Source organism: Shewanella putrefaciens (assembly GCF_016406305.1).
Taxonomy (GTDB): domain Bacteria; phylum Pseudomonadota; class Gammaproteobacteria; order Enterobacterales; family Shewanellaceae; genus Shewanella; species Shewanella putrefaciens_C.
In genome coordinates, this window is sequence record NZ_CP066369.1 from 3347554 (window position 1) to 3369635 (window position 22082).

The following is a 22082-nucleotide window of genomic DNA, read 5'->3' on the forward strand; positions in this document are numbered from 1 at the left end:
TAGCGCAATAACAGGCTGGTCTTAATCGAACAATGATTTCGAATGGGGTCAATGTGCTACTGTGCTGGCTCGTCATGGATAACAATGAGTCGCTTAGGCGCTAACAGGCCGTCATCATTCATAGCGCCAATGCCGACAAACCGACGGGCATCCCCTAAGGTAATACGCACTAATTTATCGGCCTCTAACCCCACAACACGCACCGCCTGCCCTTGCATCAGATAGGCTGCACTGGCATCGGGTACATTCACCTCGGGAAAATCGGCCACGGCCGTATCCATAGGCAATAAAAGCGGATCGAGTAACAGACTCGGCTCTATCTGCTGTTCCTGGGCCTTGGCAACGAGAGCTTCAAGCTGCTCAAGGGTGACCATTTTAGCATAGGGATACTGCGCCACTTGAGTGCGACGCAACATGATCACATGGGCACCACAGCCAAGCATTTCACCTAAATCATCGATAATAGTGCGAATATAAGTGCCCTTCGAACAATGGATGTCCAAGGTCAATTCATCACCTTCAAGCTTGATAAAGTTAAGCTCAAATACCCTGATAGGCCGTGCTTCGCGGGGGACTTCAATGCCTTCACGCGCATATTTATACAGGGGCTGCCCCTGGTATTTTAGCGCTGAGTACATTGAAGGCACTTGCATTGTATCGCCACGGAAATGCTCGAGCGCAGCTAATAGCTGTGTCTCGGTAAAATCCATAGAACGCGTCTGCACCACTTCACCATCGGAATCACTGGTATCGGTGCGCTGGCCCAGTTTTGCCGTCACTAGGTATCGCTTATCGGCATCTAACAAATGCTGTGAAAACTTGGTCGCCTCGCCTAAACATACGGGTAGCATGCCTGTGGCTAGCGGATCGAGCGCACCCGTGTGCCCGGCTTTATTCGCATTAAAAAAGCGTTTTACCCGTTGCAGTGCAAAGTTGGAACTCATGCCTGTGGCTTTGTCCAACAACACGATACCGTCGATAAAGCGGCCTTTTGGACGACGAGCCATTAATCTTTACCTTCCGTATCTTCGGTATCGTCTGTCGCGTCCACATCTTGGACATCTTCAGCGCTGCCAAATTGCTGCTGTTTCGCTTTATCTTGATTGATCACTTGGCTCACGAGGTTAGACATGCGCATCCCCTCAACCAATGAGCTATCGTAGACAAAGCGCAGTTCTGGCATGACTCGCAGCTTCATCCGGCCAGCCACAAGGGTGCGAATATAAGGTGCGGCGCTGATCAGCGCGTTGAGCTTTTCCTGTACAACTTCTTTGTCTTCCTCAAAGAAGGTCACAAAGACCTTGGCGTAACTTAAATCACGGGAGACATCGACGTCATTCACGGTAACAAAACCAATACGGGGGTCTTTCATGTCGCGCTGCAACACCAGAGCAAGCTCTTGCTGCAACTGCTGCGCTATGCGACGTGTACGACTGAATTCTTTTGCCATAATATCTGTACCATAGCTAATGTCATAAAATCGAAAGGGCGGCTAATGCCGCCCTCTTTATCGTTACAGAGTACGTGCCACTTCGACGGTTTCGAACACTTCGATTTGGTCGCCTACGCGAACATCGTTGTAGTTCTTAACGCCGATACCACATTCCATACCGTTGCGAACTTCGTTAACGTCATCTTTAAAGCGACGCAGAGATTCGAGTTCACCTTCGAAGATCACCACGTTATCACGCAGTACGCGAATTGGAGCGCTACGCTTGATGGTACCTTCGGTCACCATACAACCTGCAATCGCACCCAGCTTAGGTGATTTGAACACGTCACGAACTTCAGCCAGACCGATAATTTGCTGTTTGAACTCAGGAGACAGCATACCTGTCATCGCCGCTTTCACTTCATCAATCAAATTATAGATAACGCTGTAGTAACGTAGGTCAACGCTTTCACTCTCGATGGTCTTACGCGCCTGTGCATCGGCACGCACGTTAAAGCCAACCATGATAGCGTTAGAAGCCGCAGCTAAGGTCGCATCGGTTTCGGTCAGCGCGCCCACACCGCGAGCGATGATGTTCACTTTCACTTCGTCGGTAGACAGACCCGTTAACGAGTCGGTAATCGCTTCTAGTGAGCCTTGTACGTCTGCTTTAAGAACGATGTTCAGTTCTTTCACTTCGCCATCTGTCATGTTAGCGAACATGTTTTCAAGCTTAGATTTTTGCTGACGTGCTAATTTCACATCACGGAACTTGCCTTGACGATACAGGGCAACTTCACGGGCTTTACGCTCATCACGTACCACAGTTGCTTCATCACCCGCTGACGGAACGCCAGACAGACCTAGAATTTCAACAGGGATTGATGGACCCGCTTCAGTGATTGAACGACCGTTCTCGTCCTTCATCGCACGGATTTTACCGTACTCAAGGCCACATAGAACGATATCACCTTGGCGCAACGTACCTTCCTGAACCAGAATCGTTGCCACAGGGCCGCGACCTTTATCCAGTTGAGATTCGATAACCACACCAGCGGCCATACCATCACGTACCGCTTTAAGCTCTAATACTTCAGCCTGCAGTAGGATACCTTCGAGCAGGTCATCAACACCTTCACCTGTCTTAGCAGATACGAAGGCGAACATGTTGTCTCCGCCCCAATCTTCAGACATAACGCCGTGTTGTGACAATTCGCTCTTAACGCGATCGATATCCGCTTCCGGTTTATCCATCTTGTTCACAGCCACGATTAATGGCACGTTACCGGCTTTAGCATGTTGAATCGCTTCGATGGTCTGTGGCATTACACCGTCATCGGCCGCAACCACTAACACCACGATATCCGTTGCCTTGGCACCGCGAGCACGCATTGCGGTAAACGCGGCGTGGCCTGGGGTATCGAGGAAAGTGATCATGCCGTTTTCGGTCTCAACATGGTATGCACCAATATGCTGAGTAATACCACCGGCTTCGCCAGCGGCCACTTTCGCGCGGCGAATATAGTCGAGTAAAGACGTTTTACCGTGGTCAACGTGGCCCATAATGGTCACAACCGGTGCACGGGATTCCAGCTTAACGCCGTCCTCATCGTCACGGTCTAACAATACTTGATGCTCAAGTTCGTTTTCACGAATTAGCACCACTTTGTGACCCATTTCTTCGGCGACTAATTGGGCAGTCTCTTGATCTAACACTTGGTTGATCGTGACCATTGAGCCCATTTTCATCATTTGTTTGATGATTTCAGTCGCTTTCACTGCCATTAAATGCGCCAGTTCAGAAACGGTCACTGTTTCACCGATACGCACATCACGGCTTACAGCTGCCACAGGCTTGTTGAAGCCGTGGGCCATAGACTCTGGAGCTGTGCTGCGGTTACGCATGTGCTTTTCACGGCCATCACGGGCATCTTTACCGCCACGCTTCTTAGCGTTGCTCTTGTTACGAGCACGACGGCCGCGTTTTTCTTCATCCAGATCAGAGGTATCTTCAGCAGCACGGGCTACTTTAGAGGTAGTGATGTGGTGATCGCCGTTTCTTTCAGCTTCTAAACGTTGACGCTCTTCTTCGGCCCAACGCTTAGAGTTTTCTTCCGCCAATAAACGGGCTTTTTCGGCCGCTTTTGCCGCTTCTTCATCTTGCTTACGCTTAGTCGCCGCTTCTTGCGCCGCTTTTAAACGCTCAGCTTCTAAACGTGCCGCTTCTGCTTCTGGAGAAGCATCTTTGGTTACTTTCACTTCTGCCGCCGCTTTGGCTTTTGCTTTGGCTTCAGCTTCTGCTTTAGCCTTAGCTTCTGCCTCGGCTTTCGCCTTGGCCGCTTGAGCCGCTTCCGCTTCGGCCTTTGCTTTTGCTAATGCTTCAGCTTCCGCTTTCGCCTCTTCTTCCGCTTTTAGCACTGCGTCATTCACATCACGCTTAACAAAAGTACGGGTTTTCCGCACTTCCACTTTCACATCTTTAGATTGACCGCCATTACCCGCTACGCTCAGGGTTGATACCGTTTTGCGCTGCAGCGTCATTTTAGTCGGGGCACTCTCGCCACCGTGCTGCTTTTTCAGATAATCCAATAACTGCTGCTTTTCAGCTTCAGAGACGTTATCAGCTTGGCCTTTCTTAATTCCAGCCTGAGAGAATTGCTCAATCAGACGTTCAACACTTTTACCCACTTCCGTGGCCAATTTCTCTACGGTAGTATCTGCCATCAGTTAAATCCCCCTGTTGATCGACTTATGCTTCTTCGCCAAACCAACAGATGTTGCGGGCAGCCATGATGAGCGCACCTGCTTTTTCTTCTGTCAATTCTTCAATTTCGATCAAATCATCAATGCCTTGTTCAGCCAAGTCTTCTAGAGTCACAATACCTTTGCTTGCTAAAACATAGGCTAAGTGTCTTTCAACACCTTCAAGTGCTAACAACTCGTCACTTGGCTCCACACCATCTAGTGCTTCTTCAGTAGCGAGAGCTCTGGTAGAGATCGCCGCTTTTGCACGTTCACGTAAAGCTTCAACGAGATCTTCGTCAAAACCATCAATCGCCAATAGTTCAGACACAGGTACATATGCGATTTCTTCGAGCGACGTAAAGCCCTCATCCGCAAGTACTTGTGCAAAATCTTCATCGACATCCAATGAACTCACAAATAGACTCATCACTTTGGCGCTTTCGGCCTGATGTTTCTTATTCATGTCTTCCACTGTCATAACGTTCAATTCCCAACCTGTAAGTTGAGTCGCTAAACGTACGTTTTGGCCATTACGTCCAATGGCTTGTGCCAAGCTATCAGCCTCAACGGCGATATCCATTGAATGGTTATCTTCGTCAACAATGATAGAGGCCACATCGGCTGGCGCCATGGCATTGATCACGTATTGCGCTGGATTATCATCCCACAATACGATATCAACACGCTCGCCACCCAGTTCATTCGATACCGCTTGTACACGTGCGCCACGCATACCCACGCACGCACCGATTGGATCGATACGGCGGTCATTGGATTTAACGGCAATCTTCGCGCGAGCGCCTGGGTCACGGGCAGCGCCCATCACTTCGATCAGCTCATCGGCAATTTCAGGCACTTCAACACGGAAAAGCTCAATCAGCATTTCTGGCTTAGTGCGGGTTAAAAACAGCTGCGCGCCGCGGGCTTCTGGACGCACCGAGTACAGTAATGCGCGTACACGGTCACCAGGGCGGAAAGATTCACGTGAAATTAAATCTTCACGGAACAGTACGCCGTCGGCATTGCTACCTAAATCGACTACCACACTTTCACGGGTCGCTTTTTTCACTACACCCGTGATCAGCTCGCCTTCTTTATCTTGGAACTGCTCAACCACTTGCGCACGCTCGGCTTCACGTACTTTTTGTACTATGACTTGCTTAGCGGTTTGAGTGGTAATACGGTCAAAAACCACGGACTCGATATCATCTTCGATATATTCGCCCGGCTGAATGTCCGGATTTTCGTAACGAGCCGCTTCGAGCGTGATCTCGCGGAATGGGTTCTCTAGGGCTTCGCCGTGGTCGTCTACCACCATCCAACGACGGAATGTTTCGTAGCCGCCAGTTTTACGATCGATGGAAACACGAACGTCGATATCGCCTTCGTATTTTTTCTTGGTTGCAGTAGCCAGAGCGATCTCTAGCGCTTCAAAAATTTTCTCGCGTGGAACGGCCTTTTCATTTGAAACCGCTTCAGCGACTAGCAGAATCTCTTTATTCATCTCGTCTTGCCTCGTTCACCTTGAAACCATCAAAACTTAGCGATTACGTTGCCTTTACGGATATTATCCAGGGCGACAACTAGCTCTTTACCATTCACATTCAGCGAGAGCATTTGCCCTTCAACCTTGGTAATGGCGCCTTTTAAATTACGACTGCCCGCGACAGGCATAGTCAGTTGAACTTTCGCATCTTCACCCACGTAGGCCGCATACTGCTCGGCAGTAAACAACGGTCTATCCACACCAGGTGAAGAAACCTCTAGGGTGTATTCAGTCGGAATAGGGTCTTCAACATCGAGTACAGCACTGACCTGACGGCTGGCATTGGCACAATCTTCGATATTGATACCGTTTTCGCCATCAATAAACACGCGAAGTGTTGAATGCTTACCCGCTTGAACATATTCAATGCCCCAGAGTTGGAAGCCTAATGCTTCCACAGGCACTTTGAGCATTTCTGCCAGTCTGGATTCTAATGTTGCCAAAATTGACCCCCGGAAAAAACAAAAAAGGGCTGAATAGCCCTAGTACAACGCCGTATAGAATATACGACAAATTTAAAAGTCCCAGATAACAAAAAACCCCGTAATCACGAGGTCATTAGTGTCAAGAACCTGTAAACCATAACGAATTCAAACACTATTCGTTACTAGGAGCTGGTTGCGGGGGCCGGATTTGAACCGACGACCTTCGGGTTATGAGCCCGACGAGCTACCATGCTGCTCCACCCCGCGTCAACTGTGTGCAAGTATATTGACTATCGTCTTTTCTTGCAATAACTAAGAGAGATGTTAACTCGTCTATCTTAGTTAATTTGGTGCCGAGAGCGGGACTTGAACCCGCACGTCCGTTAGGACACAGCCACCTCAAGGCTGCGCGTCTACCAATTTCACCACCTCGGCTAAACTCTTACTAGTCAGGAATTTTGGTTTCTGACTTTTCGGTTCCTTGCTCAACAGGTTGTGTCACCTGTTCAGTATCTGAACCTAAATTATTCCATGAATCTTCATTTTTTGCGTGATTTGCACTTAAGTTGCCAATAACCAGACTTAAGGTAAAAAACGCAATGGCCAGAATCGCCGTTGTGCGTGTCAAGAAATTACCTGAACCGCTTGAACCAAATAAGGTACCCGATGCACCGGCGCCAAATGAGGCACCCATGTCAGCTCCTTTACCTTGCTGGATTAAGATCAGGCCAATTAAACCTAATGCTACCAACAAGTAAACAACCACTAAAACTTCATACATATTATGCGCTCATCGCTATGGTACACAGACTTAAAAACTCGCTAGAGTTTAAACTGGCACCGCCAATCAGTCCACCATCAACATCAGGTTGGGCAAATAAATCTGCAGCATTACTCGGTGTTACACTACCACCGTAGAGAATCCTGATATTTTCTCCGATAAACGGAGATACTTCAGAGAGGCGTTTGCGAATAAACGCATGAACTTCCTGTGCCTGCTCTGGTGTAGCGCTTTTACCTGTCCCCACAGCCCATAATGGCTCGTAGGCGATAATGGCGTTATCAAAAGCCATAGTGCCATTCTTCTGGATCACTATGTCCAACTCTTCAGCAATCACCTCAAAGGTACGTCTTGCTTCCCGCGCTGGACCCGACTCACCCACACATAAAATTGGGGTCAGACCGTGCTTTTGTGCAGCGGCGAATTTCTCCGCTACGATATTACTCGTCTCTCCGTACATACGGCGACGTTCTGAATGCCCGATAATCACATATCGACATCCTGAATCTTTGAGCATCTGACCTGAAACTTCACCGGTATAAGCGCCAAAGTCATGTTGACTTAGGTTTTGTGCGCCCATCCTAACAAGTGAACCGTCTAACGCTTCCTTGTTTGCTTCTAGCAGTTGCCTAACGCTCTCTAGATAGATAGAAGGCGGGCATAAAACCACTTCAGCTGAATCATTTTGGAGCTTAGATGCAAATTTCTTGAACAACTCTTGTGCTAATGCCGCACTGCCGTTCATCTTCCAATTGCCAGCTACCATAGGACGTCTGAGTGCCATCACTGTCTCCTCTGAAAGCGGCGTGAATAATAGCGAACCACTTATTAAGTTACAATAGCTAAATTCGAATTTTTTTAGATATCAGGTTGGAATGCTTAATTTTTACACTCCAAAGCTGCTTTCTGTTCATTTGTGCAGCTAACACCTTCATTTTCAATCGGTATCAGCCGCACTCATTACAAAATGGGTAAATACTAGCTTGCCGATTTTACCGCATCCGCGATCAAATTTGCGTGGGCCAATACTGCACTATGATCGTCACCTTCTACCATGACACGGATCAAAGGTTCAGTACCTGACTTGCGTAGCAATACTCGACCACGAGCCCCGAGTTGTGACTCGACTTGAGCTTGGGCCGCTTTGACCTTATCGGACTTCAGGGGATCATGCTCGCCCTCAAAGCGCACATTGACTAGCACTTGCGGTAACATTTCCATAGGTGCTGTCAATTGCTCTAGGGTCGCGTTTTGTCGACGCATGGCCGCTAACACTAAGATCCCAGCGACGATACCATCGCCTGTCGTGCCATGATCTAAATTCAGAATATGTCCTGAATTCTCACCGCCGATACGCCAATCGAGTTCCTTAAGCAATTCCATCACATAACGGTCGCCCACCTTTGAACGGGCAAAGGGAATATCGAGCGCTTGCAGGGCTAAATCTAGCCCAAGGTTAGACATTAAGGTACCGACAACTCCGCCGCGTAATACGCCACGGTTTTTCGCATCACAGGCCAGAATATAGAGGATTTGGTCGCCGTCAATCACCTCCCCTTTGCTGTTGACCATCATAATGCGGTCACCGTCACCATCGAGCGCGATACCTAAATCGGCGCCTTCGGCAAGCACGGTTTCACAAATTTTGCCCATGGACGTCGCGCCGACTTTGTCATTGATGTTCACGCCATTAGGCTTATCACCAATGGCGACCACTTCGGCGCCTAATTCACGAAATACCGCAGGAGCTATATGATAAGTTGCGCCATGGGCACAATCGACCACAATTTTTAAGCCCGTTAGGGTATGCTCTGCCGGGAAATTACCTTTGCAATACTCGATATAACGGCCGCGGGCATCTTCGATACGGGAGACTTTGCCTAACAGATGTGACTCGACACAAACGAGGGGCTTTTCAAGCTCGGCTTCAATTTCTAACTCTAGCTTATCGTCTAACTTACTGCCGTCGTTAGAGAAAAATTTAATGCCATTATCATAATAGGGATTGTGTGATGCACTGATCACAACCCCAGCCTCGGCGCGGAATGTACGCGTCAAATAGGCCACTGCGGGCGTTGGCATAGGTCCCATTAACATCACATTGAGGCCCGCGGCCGAAAGACCCGCTTCTAATGCAGATTCAAACATATAACCTGAGATGCGGGTATCTTTACCGATAATCACCTTCTTGGTGCCACTGCGAGATAACACTCGTCCCGCGGCCCAACCTAATTTCAGTGTCAGCTCAGGCGTCATTTGCCCTGAACCCACCTTGCCACGAATACCATCGGTTCCAAAAAATTTACGTTCAGTCATATCGCCCCATACACTAAATGTGTCCCAGTTAACTGGGATCATAATATTAATTAGATACTTAACAAGAATAGCGTTTAGAGATATGCCTGTGTCGCTTGTAACACTTTAAGCATATCTATTGTTTCAGGGACATCATGTACGCGAATAATATGAGCCCCTTTTTGGGCCGCTATCATAGCGCCAGCCAGGCTCCCCGCCAAACGTTCTGAGGTCGGTCTTCCGAGGAGATTACCTATCATGCTCTTACGGGATAAACCGATCAATATCGGCAATTCAAACTGGGCAAAAGTATCTAACTTTGCCAGCAGTTCATAGTTATGTTCTAAGGTTTTCCCAAAGCCAAAACCGGGGTCTATCAATAAGTGTTCCCGCGGGATGCCCGCATCGAGACAAGCTTGGATCCGCTCGGTAAGAAATTCAGCGACATCGACAATGACATCTTGGTATTCGGGAGCGCTCTGCATACTGCGCGGCTCGCCTTGCATGTGCATTAAACAAATAGGCACATTCAACTGCGCAGCGGTCTCAAGCGCCCCAGGCTCCATCAGGGCACGCACATCATTGATTAAGTGCGCGCCAGCATTAACCGCTTGGCGCATTACTTCAGGTTTGCTGGTATCGACCGAAATCCACACATCATGGTGTTTAGCCACATAGCTCACGAGCGGGATCACTCGGGCTAATTCATCTTCAACACTCACATCAGCCGCACCTGGCCTTGTCGACTCGCCGCCAATATCGATGATTTTGGCGCCTTGGGCGACCATTTCGTCTGCATGCTTACAGGCAAGCTCGAAGGAGGAAAATTTGCCACCATCGGAAAAAGAATCGGGAGTCACATTAAGAATACCCATCACAACGGGGGAAGCTAAAGACAGGCGTTTAGTACCAACAATTAATTCAAACACGCATTTACTCCAGTTGGGGCTGCTTGCTAGCGCATTACCGATTGTCTCCCCACAGCTTGGGGATCTTTAGAATGAAGAAACAGTAACAAATGACAACGCAGTCAATTTTTTAGCAAGGTAAAACAAGAAAACCCCTTTACGGGGTTCTCTTTCTATTACGACAACTTACTTAATGGGGGATTCATCCACATCTTTAAGTTCAGTTTCAACGGGAGCCGCCTTAGCGGTTTCCTCCGTTTTGACTGCAGGTTCACCCTGGCCATTGCCTTTATCGTTTGAACCATTGTCATCGACTTGCCAATCGGCAGGTTGGCGCACTTCACGGCGATTCATTAAATCGTCAATTTGAAGTGAATCAATGGTTTCATACTTCATCAAAGCTTCTTTCATCGAATGCAGAATATCGAGGTTATCCGTCAATATCTGCTTAGCACGGCCATAGTTTTTGTCGATAAAGACTTTCACTTCGGCATCGATAATGGTCGCGGTTTCATCGGACATGGCTTTGGCTTTACCCATGCTGCGCCCTAAGAACACTTCACCGTCTTCTTCGGCATAGAGTAATGGACCCAACTTGTCCGAGAAGCCCCACTGGGTCACCATGTTACGCGCAATAGATGTCGCGTATTTGATGTCCTGTGATGCACCCGTCGACACTTTGTCGCTACCGTAGATAAGCTCTTCCGCTAAACGACCACCGTAGGCAACCGAAATTTGGCTCTCTAACTTACGACGACTCTGGCTCACTGAGTCAGCTTCGGGTAAGAAGAAAGTCACGCCCAGTGCACGGCCGCGAGGAATAATAGTCACCTTGTGCACAGGATCGTGCTCTGGTACTAAACAACCCACAATAGCATGGCCCGCTTCGTGGTATGCGGTCATTTCTTTTTCGGCTTCAGACATCACCATAGAGCGGCGCTCAGCGCCCATCATGATTTTATCTTTTGCACGTTCAAATTCTTCCATGCCTACAACTCGGCGATTTCCACGAGCCGCAAACAGGGCAGCTTCGTTGACTAAGTTAGCCAAGTCAGCGCCCGAGAAACCAGGCGTACCACGGGCAATTACGCTCGCCTTCACATCTTCAGAAAGCGGCACTTTACGCATATGCACTTTTAAAATCTGCTCACGACCGCGAACATCAGGTAAGCCAACAACCACTTGACGGTCAAAACGACCTGGACGCAATAACGCAGAATCGAGCACGTCCGGACGGTTAGTTGCCGCGATAACGATAACGCCTTCATTACCTTCGAAGCCGTCCATCTCAACCAGCATTTGGTTCAGTGTTTGCTCACGTTCATCATGACCGCCACCTAAACCCGCGCCACGTTGACGACCTACCGCATCGATTTCATCGATGAAGATAATACAAGGTGCCGACTTTTTCGCTTGTTCGAACATGTCACGCACACGGGATGCACCGACACCAACAAACATTTCCACGAAATCAGAACCTGAAATAGTGAAGAAAGGCACTTTAGATTCACCCGCAATGGCTTTTGCCAGCAAGGTTTTACCTGTACCAGGAGGCCCCACCATCAGCACGCCCGTTGGAATACGGCCGCCCAACTTTTGGAATTTGGTCGGATCACGTAGGTAATCAACTAGCTCTTTCACTTCTTCTTTTGCTTCGTCACAACCTGCAACATCGGCAAAAGTGGTTTTAATCTGATCTTCGCTCATCAGCTTGGCTTTGCTCTTACCAAAGGACATAGCGCCTTTGCCACCGCCACCTTGCATCTGGCGCATGAAGAAAATCCATACCCCGATAAGCAATAACATAGGGAACCAAGAGATGAAGATTTGAGTTAGGAACCCAGACTCTTCGGCTTCTTGGCCTTTCATAGTGATACCTTTACGGTCAAGATCATTAATCAAATCTTGATCATATAACGGCATGATGGTTGTGAATTTTTCACCCGTTCGCTTAGACCCTTCAATAGTACGCTGATCGCTTTTTACTTCGACCGTAGCGACCTGTCCATCACGAACATTGTCTAGGAAGGTAGAATAATCCATCTTCTGCGATGACGAAGAAGAGGGGGAGTAACCCTGAAACACTGACATCAGCACAACGGCGATGACAACCCAGAGTATTAAATTTTTTGCCATGTCACTCAAATTACTAGACCTCATAAAGTCTTGCGATGATTAACGCTAGGGTACTACAACTTGTACCCTGTCGCCACAAGATAGACTTCACGGGAACGTGCCCGCGAAGAGTCCGGTTTACGTGTTTTTACTACTTTGAACGCCTCTTTAACCGCTTTCATATAGTCGTCAAAGCCCTCCCCCTGAAAGACTTTGACCGCAAAACTGCCATTAGGTGCCAACACTTGATGACACATATCTAACGCCAGCTCCACTAAATACATGGCGCGCGGTTGATCGACACCGTCTGAACCACTCATGTTGGGCGCCATGTCAGACAACACAACATCAACCTTATCTGCACCGACGCGGGTAAGCAATGCTTCGAGGACTTTATCTTCACGAAAATCCCCTTGCAAAAAGTCTACCCCGACGATGGGATCCATAGGCAAAATGTCACAGGCGATGACCTTACCTTTATCTCCGACCAACTTCACCGCCACCTGCGACCAGCCGCCAGGCGCTGCACCTAGGTCGACCACAGTCATACCAGGGCGAATAAGTTGATCCTTTTGCTGAAGTTCTTCAAGCTTAAACGCAGCGCGAGAACGCAATCCCCGTTTCTGTGCTAGTTTGACATAATGATCATCAAAGTGTTCCAGCATCCAGCGGTTGGAACTGGCCGTACGTTTTTTACCTGACATTTAAAATCCGCAACAATTGAGAGTTACACAAGGGCTATATAAGGGTAGAATAGCCGTTTTTCAACAGTAACTCAGCAAAAGTTGGTAGAAATGAACTTAACAACCAAACAAAAACAGCATTTAAAAGGTCTGGCGCACAATTTAAAGCCAGTGGTGCTGCTTGGTGCCAATGGATTGACTGAAGGTGTACTCGCTGAAATTGAAAGCGCACTCGCTTATCATGAATTGATCAAAGTGAAAGTAGCCTCTGCCGACAGAGAGCTAAAAAATGCCATCGTTGATGCCATAGTACGTGAAACTCAATCCGCAAAAGTGCAACTTATTGGTCATATTCTGGTGATTTATCGTCAATCACCCGAAATGAAGATTGCTCTGCCAAAGGCAAAGTAATTTTTCTTGATTTATATCGTGTTAACAAATGGGCCACTCAACTGAGTGGCCCATTTGTTTTTGCTTTACGCTCATCGATTAAGGCGTATCTGAAATCACTTGAACCTTGTAATGCTCAGGCGTTAAACCTAAAAACTCCGGCAGTGAGGTACCCACTGAAATCGATGAGAAAGTGCCGGTTAAAATGCCGATAAACATCGCAATCGAAAATCCCTCCAGCGGCCCACCGCCCATGATCCACAGTGCACCCACAGTCATTAAAGTGGTCCCAGAGGTCACCATAGTGCGGGAAAATGTCGCCACAATCGCTTGGTTATTAATATCTTGAATCGCAAGCTTTGGCTTAGCAATCAATAACTCACGAATGCGGTCAGCAATGATGATCGAGTCATTTAAGGAATAACCTAAAATCGCCAGCACAGCGGCAAGCACGGTTAAATTAAACTCCATTTGCGTCAGCGCGAAAAACGCTAGCACAAAGACTACGTCGTGCACTAGCGCAAACAAAGCGCCCGAGGCGAGTCGCCATTCGAAGCGATAACTTAAATAACCTAATATCGCCAGCATAGCGACTAACAGCGCAAGACCACCCTGCTCCGCCAGTTCTTGACCAATCTGCGGTCCAACGACGCTGCTGTTCAGTACCTGCACCTCAGTGTTAAGGGGTGATAACACCTGCTGAATATCGATATTCCCTTGCTCGGTATCTGTACTCTGCGTATCGGCACTCTTTATATCGGAATAGCGCAGCACCCACCGCCCCGGCTCACTGGCCGAGACCACACTGACCTCCTGTTGATATGCGGCATTTAATAAGGGCTGTAACTCGCTACTGGTGATTCTTCTATCGAGCTGCACTTCGGTCACCACACCACCGGTAAAATCTAAGCCCCAGTTAAAGCCCTTCACGCCGATGATGGTTAATGACGCTATCATCAATAAAATAGAGATAGCACTGGAGACATAACGCCACTGAGTTAAATTACCCATTAAATTGATATTTTTCATACTCATACCCTCACATGACGGCTAGCATCACGGCCGTAAACTAAGTTGATCAAGGCCCTTGAGGCAAAGATACCGGTAAACATGCTGGTCAATAGACCTAGACCTAAAGTCAAGGCAAAGCCTTGGATTGGGCCATTACCGATGGAGTACAGCACGACAGCGGTGATCATAGTGGTGAAGTTAGCGTCGAAAATGGTCGAAAACGCGCTATCAAATCCAGTATCAATCGCTAGAGCAAAACTGCGACCTTCCTTCAACTTGTCCTTTATTCGTTCAAAAATCAGCACGTTAGTATCGACAGCCATACCAACCGTTAGCACTAGACCGGCAATACCGGGTAAGGTCAATACTGCACCAGGGATAAGCGCCAGTAACCCAAACAGGATCACCATATTAGAGATAAGTGCTACGTTCGCCACCCAACCGAGACGACGATACCAAAGCGCCATAAACAGCAAGGTAATGCCCATCCCTAAACCAAGGGCTGCAAAACCGTTTTCAATGTTTTCAGCACCTAAGGTCGGGCCTATGGTGCGCTCCTCAACAATAGTCACGGGCGCCGTCATAGAACCCGCACGCAGTAATAGGGCTAACTGCTGCGCCTCTTGATAGGTGCCAGCACCCGTGATGCGAAAGCGATCACCAAGTTGGGATTGAATCGTCGCTACGCTGATAATTTCTTGAGTTTGCTTGGCCTTACCTTGTTCATCACGGCTGTATTCACTGTAAGACGTCGCCATAGGTTTACCGATATTGGCACGGGAAAACTCAGACATTTTCTGTCCGCCCACATGGTCGAGGTTAATATTCACCTCGGCCATGCCCATCTCACCTAAACTCGCCCTCGCATCGACAATATGATCGCCACCCAGCACAGGCGTGCGGCTCACATAAATAGGCTTGCCCGACTTGTCATTCAGCACCATGGCATTGACAGAGCCAGACTCTTTCACTTCGAAAAAAGCCAAACTCGCCGTAGCACCGATAACGTTTTTAGCGGCGGCGGGATCTTGTACGCCAGGCAATTCAATCCGAATTCGATGATCACCTTGACGCTGCACTAGAGCTTCGGTGATGCCAAGTTCTTCAATTCGGCTACGCATAACCTGCAGGTTTTGCTGCACGGTTAAGTTCCGCAGTTTCGTTTGTTCTTCTTGGCTCAACTTAATCTGTAAACCTGCGCCATCGGCATTAGATAACTGCCAATTGGGATAGGATTGTTTAATCATCTGACGCACGGCGGCACGGGCATCATTATCGGGCAAGGTTAAGTTCAACTGGCTGCTTTGATCCAAATGCACGCTAGCACCGCGGATCTTCTGCTCACGGATAAACTGCCGTAACGAATCGACTAACGCCTCAGCCTGAGCTTGATACACAGGCTCAACATCCACATCGAGTAGAAACTGCACACCACCACGTAAGTCGAGCCCGAGTTTAATCGGCTGGAAACCTAAGTTTTGTAACCAACTTGGCGCCGCACTGGCAAGGGATAAGGTCAATTCTTTTGGCTCTGTCACCATTGAAGAAACCAAGGTTTTAACTAAGGTTTGTTGGCTATCCTCATCGAGGACAATTAAGGTTTCGCCATTCTTTTGGTCGATACGTTTTACCGTCACGCCTTCAGCTTGCAGCTTATCCCGAAGGGCAATTGGGGTGAGTGTTAACCCCGCCTTAGCGCCTACCTGCACAGCGGCATCCTCACCATAAAATGTCGGCAAGGCACTGAATAACATCACTATGATAGTGACGATAAGGACTATATATTTCCAAGTTGAATATTGATTTAACAGCCGTTTATTGGATTTTATTTCCATGGGATTAACTCACTTTTTATCACTTAGCATTTAACTCACATTGCTAAGCGAACATATTGATATCAACCCAAAACCTGTATCGTGCGCCAACGAAGCGAGGCGCAAGTACCACAGCGAATACCGCCGCGATAAAAAGTTTCGGTGAGAACAAAAATGCAATGGCATGCAAGCTCAACGGGAGCAGACTCCGGTCGATGGCACACCTAAAGAGGCGGGTTAAGCGGCTTGTTGGCTAAATCGATATTGAAGATTTGAGACTTTCCACCCGGAAATTCGGGCCGGAGAAGAAACGGCTGAAAGCGTCCAATCGGATGCGATATTGAGCGTGGGCGATTCAAGGATATTAGGCGGGGATTCGGCAGTAAAATCCAGTGCAAGCAAATATTCCGGCTTCACCTCTCGCACATCGTGCTGGGCAAGGCTGAGAAAACGCGGCGAATTTATCGGGGCAAAATTTAACTCGTCCGAATGACTCACATAATCGGAACTAGGGCAAGGTGTAGGCTGAGACTCTGAGTCGGCAATGACAGCATTGGCAGCCGAATTATCGAGATCCCCAGTGTCTATTTGAGCTGTATCTATTTGAACTGTATCGTTCTGAATAGGATGCATCTGAACCGGGCGTAGCTGAACATGCTGGTGAGTGAATTCGCTGCGCTGTGCTGCGGTTTTTGGCGTATAGCTAGCCGAGTGCGCGATCAACATGATCGCCACGCAAACTAACATTAATCCTGTACGCCAATGTTTTACCAAAGCGTGCCCTCTTATAAAACGAAAGATAAACCCATTTATGGTTTGATTTGCAGCTTAAGTAAAAGTGTATCAAGAGACAAATTAATCTTTATCCATCTTGCCCCGAATTTAACTCTACAGTGCAGTCTCCATCTTTGACTAAAAGCCGATATTCAGCCCCTAAGCGCGAACACTCAACACGCATAAAGACTCAATGAGTCTCAGTTAGCGGATAACAAAAAACCGCCCGAGGGCGGTTTTAAAACCATGGCGAGTCACACTCATTACACTCTTAACTAGGCAATTGAAGTTGACTATATAAGCTAGGTAGATAAGCCGATTATAAATACTGTACCGAGATGATTTCGTAGTCGGTTAAGCCGCCAGGCGTGGTGATAGAGACTTCATCACCTTCATTTTTACCCACTAAGCCGCGGGCAATCGGTGAGTTTACCGAAATCAGGTTTTCTTTAATGTTGGCTTCATCGTCACCGACGATACGGTAAGTCACTTCGGCATCGGTATCGAGGTTTAAAATGGTGACTGTGGCGCCAAAAATAATCCGGCCGTTATTCACCATCTTAGTCACGTCGATAATCTGCGCGTTAGATAATTTACCCTCGATATCGCGGATACGTGCTTCACAAATACCTTGTTCCTCGCGGGCTGCGTGGTATTCCGCGTTTTCTTTTAGGTCGCCTAACTCCCTTGCTGAGGCAATCGCTTCAGTAATTTTAGGGCGACGTTCAAACTTGAGAATGTCTAATTCTTTACGCAGCTGCTCTGCACCGACAACGGTCATAGGAACCTTAGTCATAACTTCTTTCGTCTCCTTTAAAACAAAAGCAACCCGTGCCAACGCTAAGGTCAACACAGTCAAATGAGGGTGGAATTGCGCTATTCTAACCTTATACCTAAGCTACCTCAAGATACGAGTTTCAGAGCGCCTAGCGTGCTTCAATTCAAGGCATATCAATGACAGAATCGGTCACCGCCGCCTCAAGAACAATAGATTGATGCAGCTTACCTAACCTGACGCAGAGTTACCAGCAATGAAACCTAAATCCGCTAGTCAGGTAGGGTGATACCTGCTGCGCCGATAAAGAGTCCCAGACCAAGTTAGCTCAATACAAAGACTCACACGCCGAACAGGCTGCAGGCATTTTGCACTTTAAATAAGGGCATTTACGTAAAACTTCCACCTTAAAATTAACTTTTTACCCCCCTCGTTTACAGAATCGCGATCGGCTACAATCCGCCGCCGGCGACTTGCTGGTAATTCCGAAGGAAATATCATCTTGAGTACATCTCTGCTCAAAAAAATGCGCGGCTTACATATAGTGTGGTTAGCGCTAATGCTAAACGCCTGTGTAGCGCCACTATTATTAATGTCACCCCAAGGCCAATTGATGTGGGCGCTGTTAAAACCCCTCGTCGGCTTAAATCCAAATGATGTTGGATTATTTGAGCAACCCTTAATCAAAGATCGCATGCAAGCCTTATTAGGGGATAACTACGACACGACCATGTCATTGCTTAAAACTGCCGACAAAATTCAGCAGGAAGGCCCCTTATTTTATATGGTGTCGACTTACACACCAGTGCCTGAAATGGCTGAAAAAGCTGGATTTGTGTGGAACTCGGATACCAATCAAATGGCAGTGATGTTGCTAACGGGTGGCTCGCCAAAAATTATCTCAGAGCAGTTTACGGATCAGGCCGAGAAACTCGTTCCTAGCTGGCCAAAAGAACTCGTCGACTATACCGATCCGCAAAAGCTGCAACAAAAGGCAATTGAAGCGGGGACAAATCAGCTGCAACAGCAAGTCGGAACCGCTGCTGCGCCCCTCAAAGCTATCGCGTCGGGTGAGGTGAATACAGTGCAGGATACTGTGCAGGATTCCGTACTTGAAAAGGCAAATACTGAAATCGCACCACTAAAAGAAGCGACACCAATCAAAGAAATCAAGCCTGTACAATAATGACGGGCCCATTATCGGGCGGCCTATTATTGTGCGAGCATATTTCATCCAAGTCGCGATAACGCTTTAAAGCATAATGCAGACTCAAGCCACAGTGGTTATTTAAGCACTGTGGCTTTTTTATCTCGATCGTCTAATCCTCAAAATAAGTTGATACTTATCTCAGCCAATACGGCAGATCTGCGTCCTTCTTTTTTTTCATACCCCTTAACACGTTCGGCTTTATCTGGATAACGCATAAAAGACTATCTGGATGATGCATAAAAAACTGCTAAAAAATAATGGGGCAATAAAGAAATAACAAAAGAAGAGCATTACAAAAGGCAGAAAGCAAAAAGCCCGTCATGGACGGGCTTTTTAACTATGGCTGGGGTACTAGGATTCGAACCTAGGTATGCCGAGATCAAAACCCGGTGCCTTACCGCTTGGCGATACCCCAATTAACTTGTCATCAACCTTAAAGGTTGCATTTTGATGGTACGGGAAGAGAGACTTGAACTCTCACACCTCGCGGCACCAGAACCTAAATCTGGCGTGTCTACCAATTTCACCATTCCCGCATCAAAATGTACCAGACTTACTCATACAAGTAGTTCTAGATTTTTCCAGATAAATCAAATGATTTAGCGTGGATTTAAATATGGTAGCAATGGCGGGACTTGAACCTGCGACCCCAGCATTATGAGTGCTGTGCTCTAACCAGCTGAGCTACATTGCCAATGGCTGGGGTACTAGGATTCGAACCTAGGTATGCCGAGATCAAAACCCGGTGCCTTACCGCTTGGCGATACCCCAAACAACTTGGAAACTGAAAAATGGCTGGGGTACTAGGATTCGAACCTAGGTATGCCGAGATCAAAACCCGGTGCCTTACCGCTTGGCGATACCCCAACTAAACTCTGTTTCAAACATCCGCTATCGCCGATGTTTCTAAATTCATATCTCTAAAAAATGGTACGGGAAGAGAGACTTGAACTCTCACACCTTGCGGCACCAGAACCTAAATCTGGCGTGTCTACCAATTTCACCATTCCCGCACTGTATCAATTTTACATCCTGAAAAGATGGTAGCAATGGCGGGACTTGAACCTGCGACCCCAGCATTATGAGTGCTGTGCTCTAACCAGCTGAGCTACATTGCCACTTCGGTACTGCGCGCCCCTCTCAGCGAGGAACGGGGCGTATTATGCTTATTCGATGTACCTAGGTCAACAGCTTTTTTTCGCTATTTCCCTAAGCTTAAGCTGTTCGGCTATTACTTCACCAAACTGAGCAACAGATGCGCTAAATTAACGTCTGTTGCCCATCTCAAGCGAAAAAAGCTTTAGCTTACGCCTTGAATAACAGCGCTTATACGTTAAATAGGAAATGCATTACATCGCCATCTTTAACGATGTAAGTCTTACCTTCAACGCGTAATTTACCCGCTTCTTTAGCGCCCGCTTCACCCTTATAGGTGATGAAGTCTTCAAAGGCCATCACTTGGGCACGAATAAAGCCGCGTTCAAAATCGGTATGAATAACGCCAGCAGCTTGTGGAGCACTCGCCCCCACTGGTATTGTCCAAGCACGCACTTCTTTTACACCTGCGGTAAAGTAAGTTTGCAGACTCAGCAACTGATAACCTGCGCGGATCACGCGGTCTAGACCAGGTTCTTCGATACCCAAATCGGCCATAAACTCGTCGCGATCGGCGATTTCCATCTCAGCCAGTTCAGATTCAATCGCGGCGCACACAGCAACAACGATAGCGTTTTCCGTAGCGGCAATCGCACGAACTGCATCTAAATGCGGGTTATTCTCAAAACCATCTTCCGCGACGTTAGCAATGTACATAGTCGGTTTTAAGGTTAAGAAGTTCAGGTAAGCTACTGCTTCTAGTTCTTCTTTCGATAATTCCATTGAACGCAACATTTTGGCTTCATCGAGCACTGGACGCATTTTTTCCAGCACTTCTACTTCAAATTTAGCGTCTTTATCGCCACCCTTAGCGCGTTTTTGCTGGCGGAGCACCGCACGCTCTAAACTGTCTAAGTCGGCTAAGGCTAATTCAGTGTTGATGACTTCGATATCACGGGCAGGATCAACCTTGTTAGCCACATGGACGATGTTATCATCATCAAAACAACGAACTACGTGTCCAATAGCATCGGTTTCACGGATGTTGGCAAGGAACTTGTTACCTAAACCTTCACCCTTAGAGGCGCCCGCGACTAAGCCTGCAATATCCACAAACTCCATCGTTGTGGGTAGCACACGTTGTGGGTTCACAATCGCAGCGAGGGCATCTAAACGTGGATCCGGCACAGGAACCACACCCGTGTTAGGTTCTATGGTACAAAACGGGAAGTTAGCCGCTTCGATGCCAGCCTTAGTTAACGCATTAAAAAGCGTTGATTTACCTACGTTAGGAAGACCAACAATGCCGCATTTAAAACCCATATGCTTACCTTTCTCTCGATTATTGGCTGACGAGTCACACTCATCAGCGAGGTTTAGTCGTCCTGCCCTATGGCAGCACATTACTGAATACTTAAATCACTTAATATCTGTGTTTCGCCAAAGGCAAAACCTACTGTGCTTTAAAGGAGTGTAATCTGTTCATGGCTTTTACCATGTCTTCTTTAAACAGGATCTCAGTGGAACGCACCGCTTCGTCGATCGCGGCTTCGATCAGCTCCTGCTCTTTAGCTGGAGCTTTACCTAAAACATAACCACTGACTTGGTTTTTATCCCCTGGATGGCCAATGCCTATGCGTAGACGATAAAAATTTTTATCATTCGCGAGCTTGGCAATGATATCTTTCAAACCATTGTGGCCACCATGGCCGCCACCGAGTTTAAACTTAGCCACCCCGGGCGGCATATCAAGCTCATCGTGGGCCACTAAAATTTCTTCAGGCGTAATACGGAAAAAATTCGCCAAGGCACCCACGGCTTTACCACTTAAATTCATATAAGTCGTCGGGATCAGCAAACGCACATCTTTACCATGCAATACCGCCCTTGCCGTCACACCAAAATACTTGCTATCGGGCACTAAGGTCACACCACAGATCCTAGCTAACTCATGCACGTACCAAGCGCCCGCATTATGGCGTGTCTGTGCATATTCGGCCCCGGGATTGGCAAGACCAACGATTAATTTAATTTCGCTCATGGCACTCAATATCGTGATGTCGTCCTATTTTTGCCGTGGGGA

19 protein-coding genes and 9 tRNA genes are annotated in these 22082 nt (G+C 47.7%); 2 read left to right on the plus strand and 26 right to left on the minus strand.

What is annotated here, in order from left to right:
* Positions 1-56: 56 nt before the first annotated feature.
* From truB to rlmE, 13 genes are all read right to left on the minus strand, one after another.
* Complete coding sequence (truB, locus tag JFT56_RS14590; RefSeq protein WP_198780762.1) at positions 57-1007, minus strand: tRNA pseudouridine(55) synthase TruB; 951 nt, start codon at positions 1005-1007, stop codon at positions 57-59.
* Entirely contained in the window at positions 1007-1450 is a 444-nt protein-coding gene (gene rbfA / locus JFT56_RS14595) for a 30S ribosome-binding factor RbfA (RefSeq protein ID WP_007646038.1), read from the minus strand. The genes truB and rbfA overlap by 1 nt, the downstream gene beginning before the upstream one ends.
* 63 nt (positions 1451-1513) lie before the next feature.
* Positions 1514-4156, minus strand: a complete 2643-nt coding sequence (gene infB, locus JFT56_RS14600) for a translation initiation factor IF-2 (RefSeq protein ID WP_198780763.1) — start codon at positions 4154-4156, stop codon at positions 1514-1516.
* A 25-nt stretch (positions 4157-4181) separates the two neighbouring features.
* Positions 4182-5681 carry a transcription termination factor NusA gene (gene nusA, locus JFT56_RS14605; protein ID WP_198780764.1) on the minus strand — a complete coding sequence of 500 codons (1500 nt, stop codon included), beginning with the start codon at positions 5679-5681 and terminating at the stop codon, positions 4182-4184.
* A gap of 29 nt (positions 5682-5710) precedes the next feature.
* Complete coding sequence (rimP, locus tag JFT56_RS14610) at positions 5711-6166, minus strand: ribosome maturation factor RimP (RefSeq protein ID WP_198780765.1); 456 nt, start codon at positions 6164-6166, stop codon at positions 5711-5713.
* 172 nt (positions 6167-6338) lie between these two features.
* Positions 6339-6415: transfer RNA gene (locus JFT56_RS14615), tRNA-Met, on the minus strand.
* Positions 6416-6496: 81 nt separating this feature from the next.
* A tRNA-Leu gene (locus tag JFT56_RS14620) sits at positions 6497-6583 on the minus strand.
* 10 nt (positions 6584-6593) lie between these two features.
* Entirely contained in the window at positions 6594-6929 is a 336-nt protein-coding gene (gene secG, locus JFT56_RS14625; RefSeq protein WP_198780766.1) for a preprotein translocase subunit SecG, read from the minus strand.
* A 1-nt stretch (position 6930) separates the two neighbouring features.
* Positions 6931-7713, minus strand: a complete 783-nt coding sequence (tpiA, locus tag JFT56_RS14630) for a triose-phosphate isomerase (protein WP_006082720.1) — start codon at positions 7711-7713, stop codon at positions 6931-6933.
* 194 nt (positions 7714-7907) lie between these two features.
* Entirely contained in the window at positions 7908-9245 is a 1338-nt protein-coding gene (gene glmM / locus JFT56_RS14635; protein WP_198780767.1) for a phosphoglucosamine mutase, read from the minus strand.
* Between the two features lie 74 nt (positions 9246-9319).
* Entirely contained in the window at positions 9320-10153 is an 834-nt protein-coding gene (gene folP, locus JFT56_RS14640) for a dihydropteroate synthase (protein WP_198780768.1), read from the minus strand.
* A gap of 165 nt (positions 10154-10318) precedes the next feature.
* On the minus strand, positions 10319-12292 hold the full coding sequence (gene ftsH / locus JFT56_RS14645) for an ATP-dependent zinc metalloprotease FtsH (protein WP_198780769.1): 1974 nt from the start codon (positions 12290-12292) through the stop codon (positions 10319-10321).
* 29 nt (positions 12293-12321) lie between these two features.
* The gene (rlmE, locus tag JFT56_RS14650; protein WP_198780770.1) at positions 12322-12951 is read right to left on the minus strand and encodes a 23S rRNA (uridine(2552)-2'-O)-methyltransferase RlmE; all 630 of its coding nucleotides are present in this window, start codon (positions 12949-12951) and stop codon (positions 12322-12324) included.
* A 90-nt stretch (positions 12952-13041) separates the two neighbouring features.
* On the opposite strand from rlmE, the gene yhbY reads away from it, so the two are divergent.
* Complete coding sequence (gene yhbY, locus JFT56_RS14655) at positions 13042-13341, plus strand: ribosome assembly RNA-binding protein YhbY (RefSeq protein ID WP_007646018.1); 300 nt, start codon at positions 13042-13044, stop codon at positions 13339-13341.
* Positions 13342-13419: 78 nt separating this feature from the next.
* Here the strand turns inward: yhbY and secF are convergent, their stop codons facing one another.
* From secF to greA, 4 genes are all read right to left on the minus strand, one after another.
* A complete protein-coding gene (gene secF, locus JFT56_RS14660) occupies positions 13420-14349 on the minus strand; it encodes a protein translocase subunit SecF (RefSeq protein WP_198780771.1) in 930 nt (309 codons plus the stop codon).
* 2 nt (positions 14350-14351) lie between these two features.
* Positions 14352-16166 (minus strand): protein translocase subunit SecD, encoded by a 1815-nt coding sequence (gene secD, locus JFT56_RS14665; protein WP_198780772.1) that lies wholly within the window; start codon positions 16164-16166, stop codon positions 14352-14354.
* A 216-nt stretch (positions 16167-16382) separates the two neighbouring features.
* Positions 16383-16892 carry a hypothetical protein gene (locus tag JFT56_RS14670; RefSeq protein WP_198780773.1) on the minus strand — a complete coding sequence of 170 codons (510 nt, stop codon included), beginning with the start codon at positions 16890-16892 and terminating at the stop codon, positions 16383-16385.
* Positions 16893-17238: 346 nt separating this feature from the next.
* Complete coding sequence (gene greA / locus JFT56_RS14675; RefSeq protein WP_198780774.1) at positions 17239-17715, minus strand: transcription elongation factor GreA; 477 nt, start codon at positions 17713-17715, stop codon at positions 17239-17241.
* 505 nt (positions 17716-18220) lie between these two features.
* Here greA and JFT56_RS14680 point away from each other — a divergent pair.
* Complete coding sequence (locus tag JFT56_RS14680) at positions 18221-18880, plus strand: hypothetical protein (protein WP_198783592.1); 660 nt, start codon at positions 18221-18223, stop codon at positions 18878-18880.
* Between the two features lie 364 nt (positions 18881-19244).
* On the opposite strand, the gene JFT56_RS14685 is transcribed toward JFT56_RS14680, so the two are convergent.
* The 9 genes from JFT56_RS14685 to pth form a co-directional block, all read right to left on the minus strand.
* Positions 19245-19319, minus strand: a tRNA-Gln gene (locus tag JFT56_RS14685).
* 36 nt (positions 19320-19355) lie between these two features.
* Positions 19356-19440, minus strand: a tRNA-Leu gene (locus tag JFT56_RS14690).
* A gap of 81 nt (positions 19441-19521) precedes the next feature.
* Positions 19522-19598: transfer RNA gene (locus tag JFT56_RS14695), tRNA-Met, on the minus strand.
* A gap of 2 nt (positions 19599-19600) precedes the next feature.
* A tRNA-Gln gene (locus tag JFT56_RS14700) sits at positions 19601-19675 on the minus strand.
* Positions 19676-19696: 21 nt separating this feature from the next.
* Positions 19697-19771: transfer RNA gene (locus JFT56_RS14705), tRNA-Gln, on the minus strand.
* Positions 19772-19832: 61 nt separating this feature from the next.
* Positions 19833-19917, minus strand: a tRNA-Leu gene (locus JFT56_RS14710).
* A gap of 28 nt (positions 19918-19945) precedes the next feature.
* Positions 19946-20022: transfer RNA gene (locus JFT56_RS14715), tRNA-Met, on the minus strand.
* Positions 20023-20230: 208 nt separating this feature from the next.
* Complete coding sequence (ychF, locus tag JFT56_RS14720; protein WP_198780775.1) at positions 20231-21322, minus strand: redox-regulated ATPase YchF; 1092 nt, start codon at positions 21320-21322, stop codon at positions 20231-20233.
* Between the two features lie 130 nt (positions 21323-21452).
* On the minus strand, positions 21453-22040 hold the full coding sequence (gene pth / locus JFT56_RS14725; protein ID WP_198780776.1) for an aminoacyl-tRNA hydrolase: 588 nt from the start codon (positions 22038-22040) through the stop codon (positions 21453-21455).
* Positions 22041-22082 lie beyond the last annotated feature (42 nt).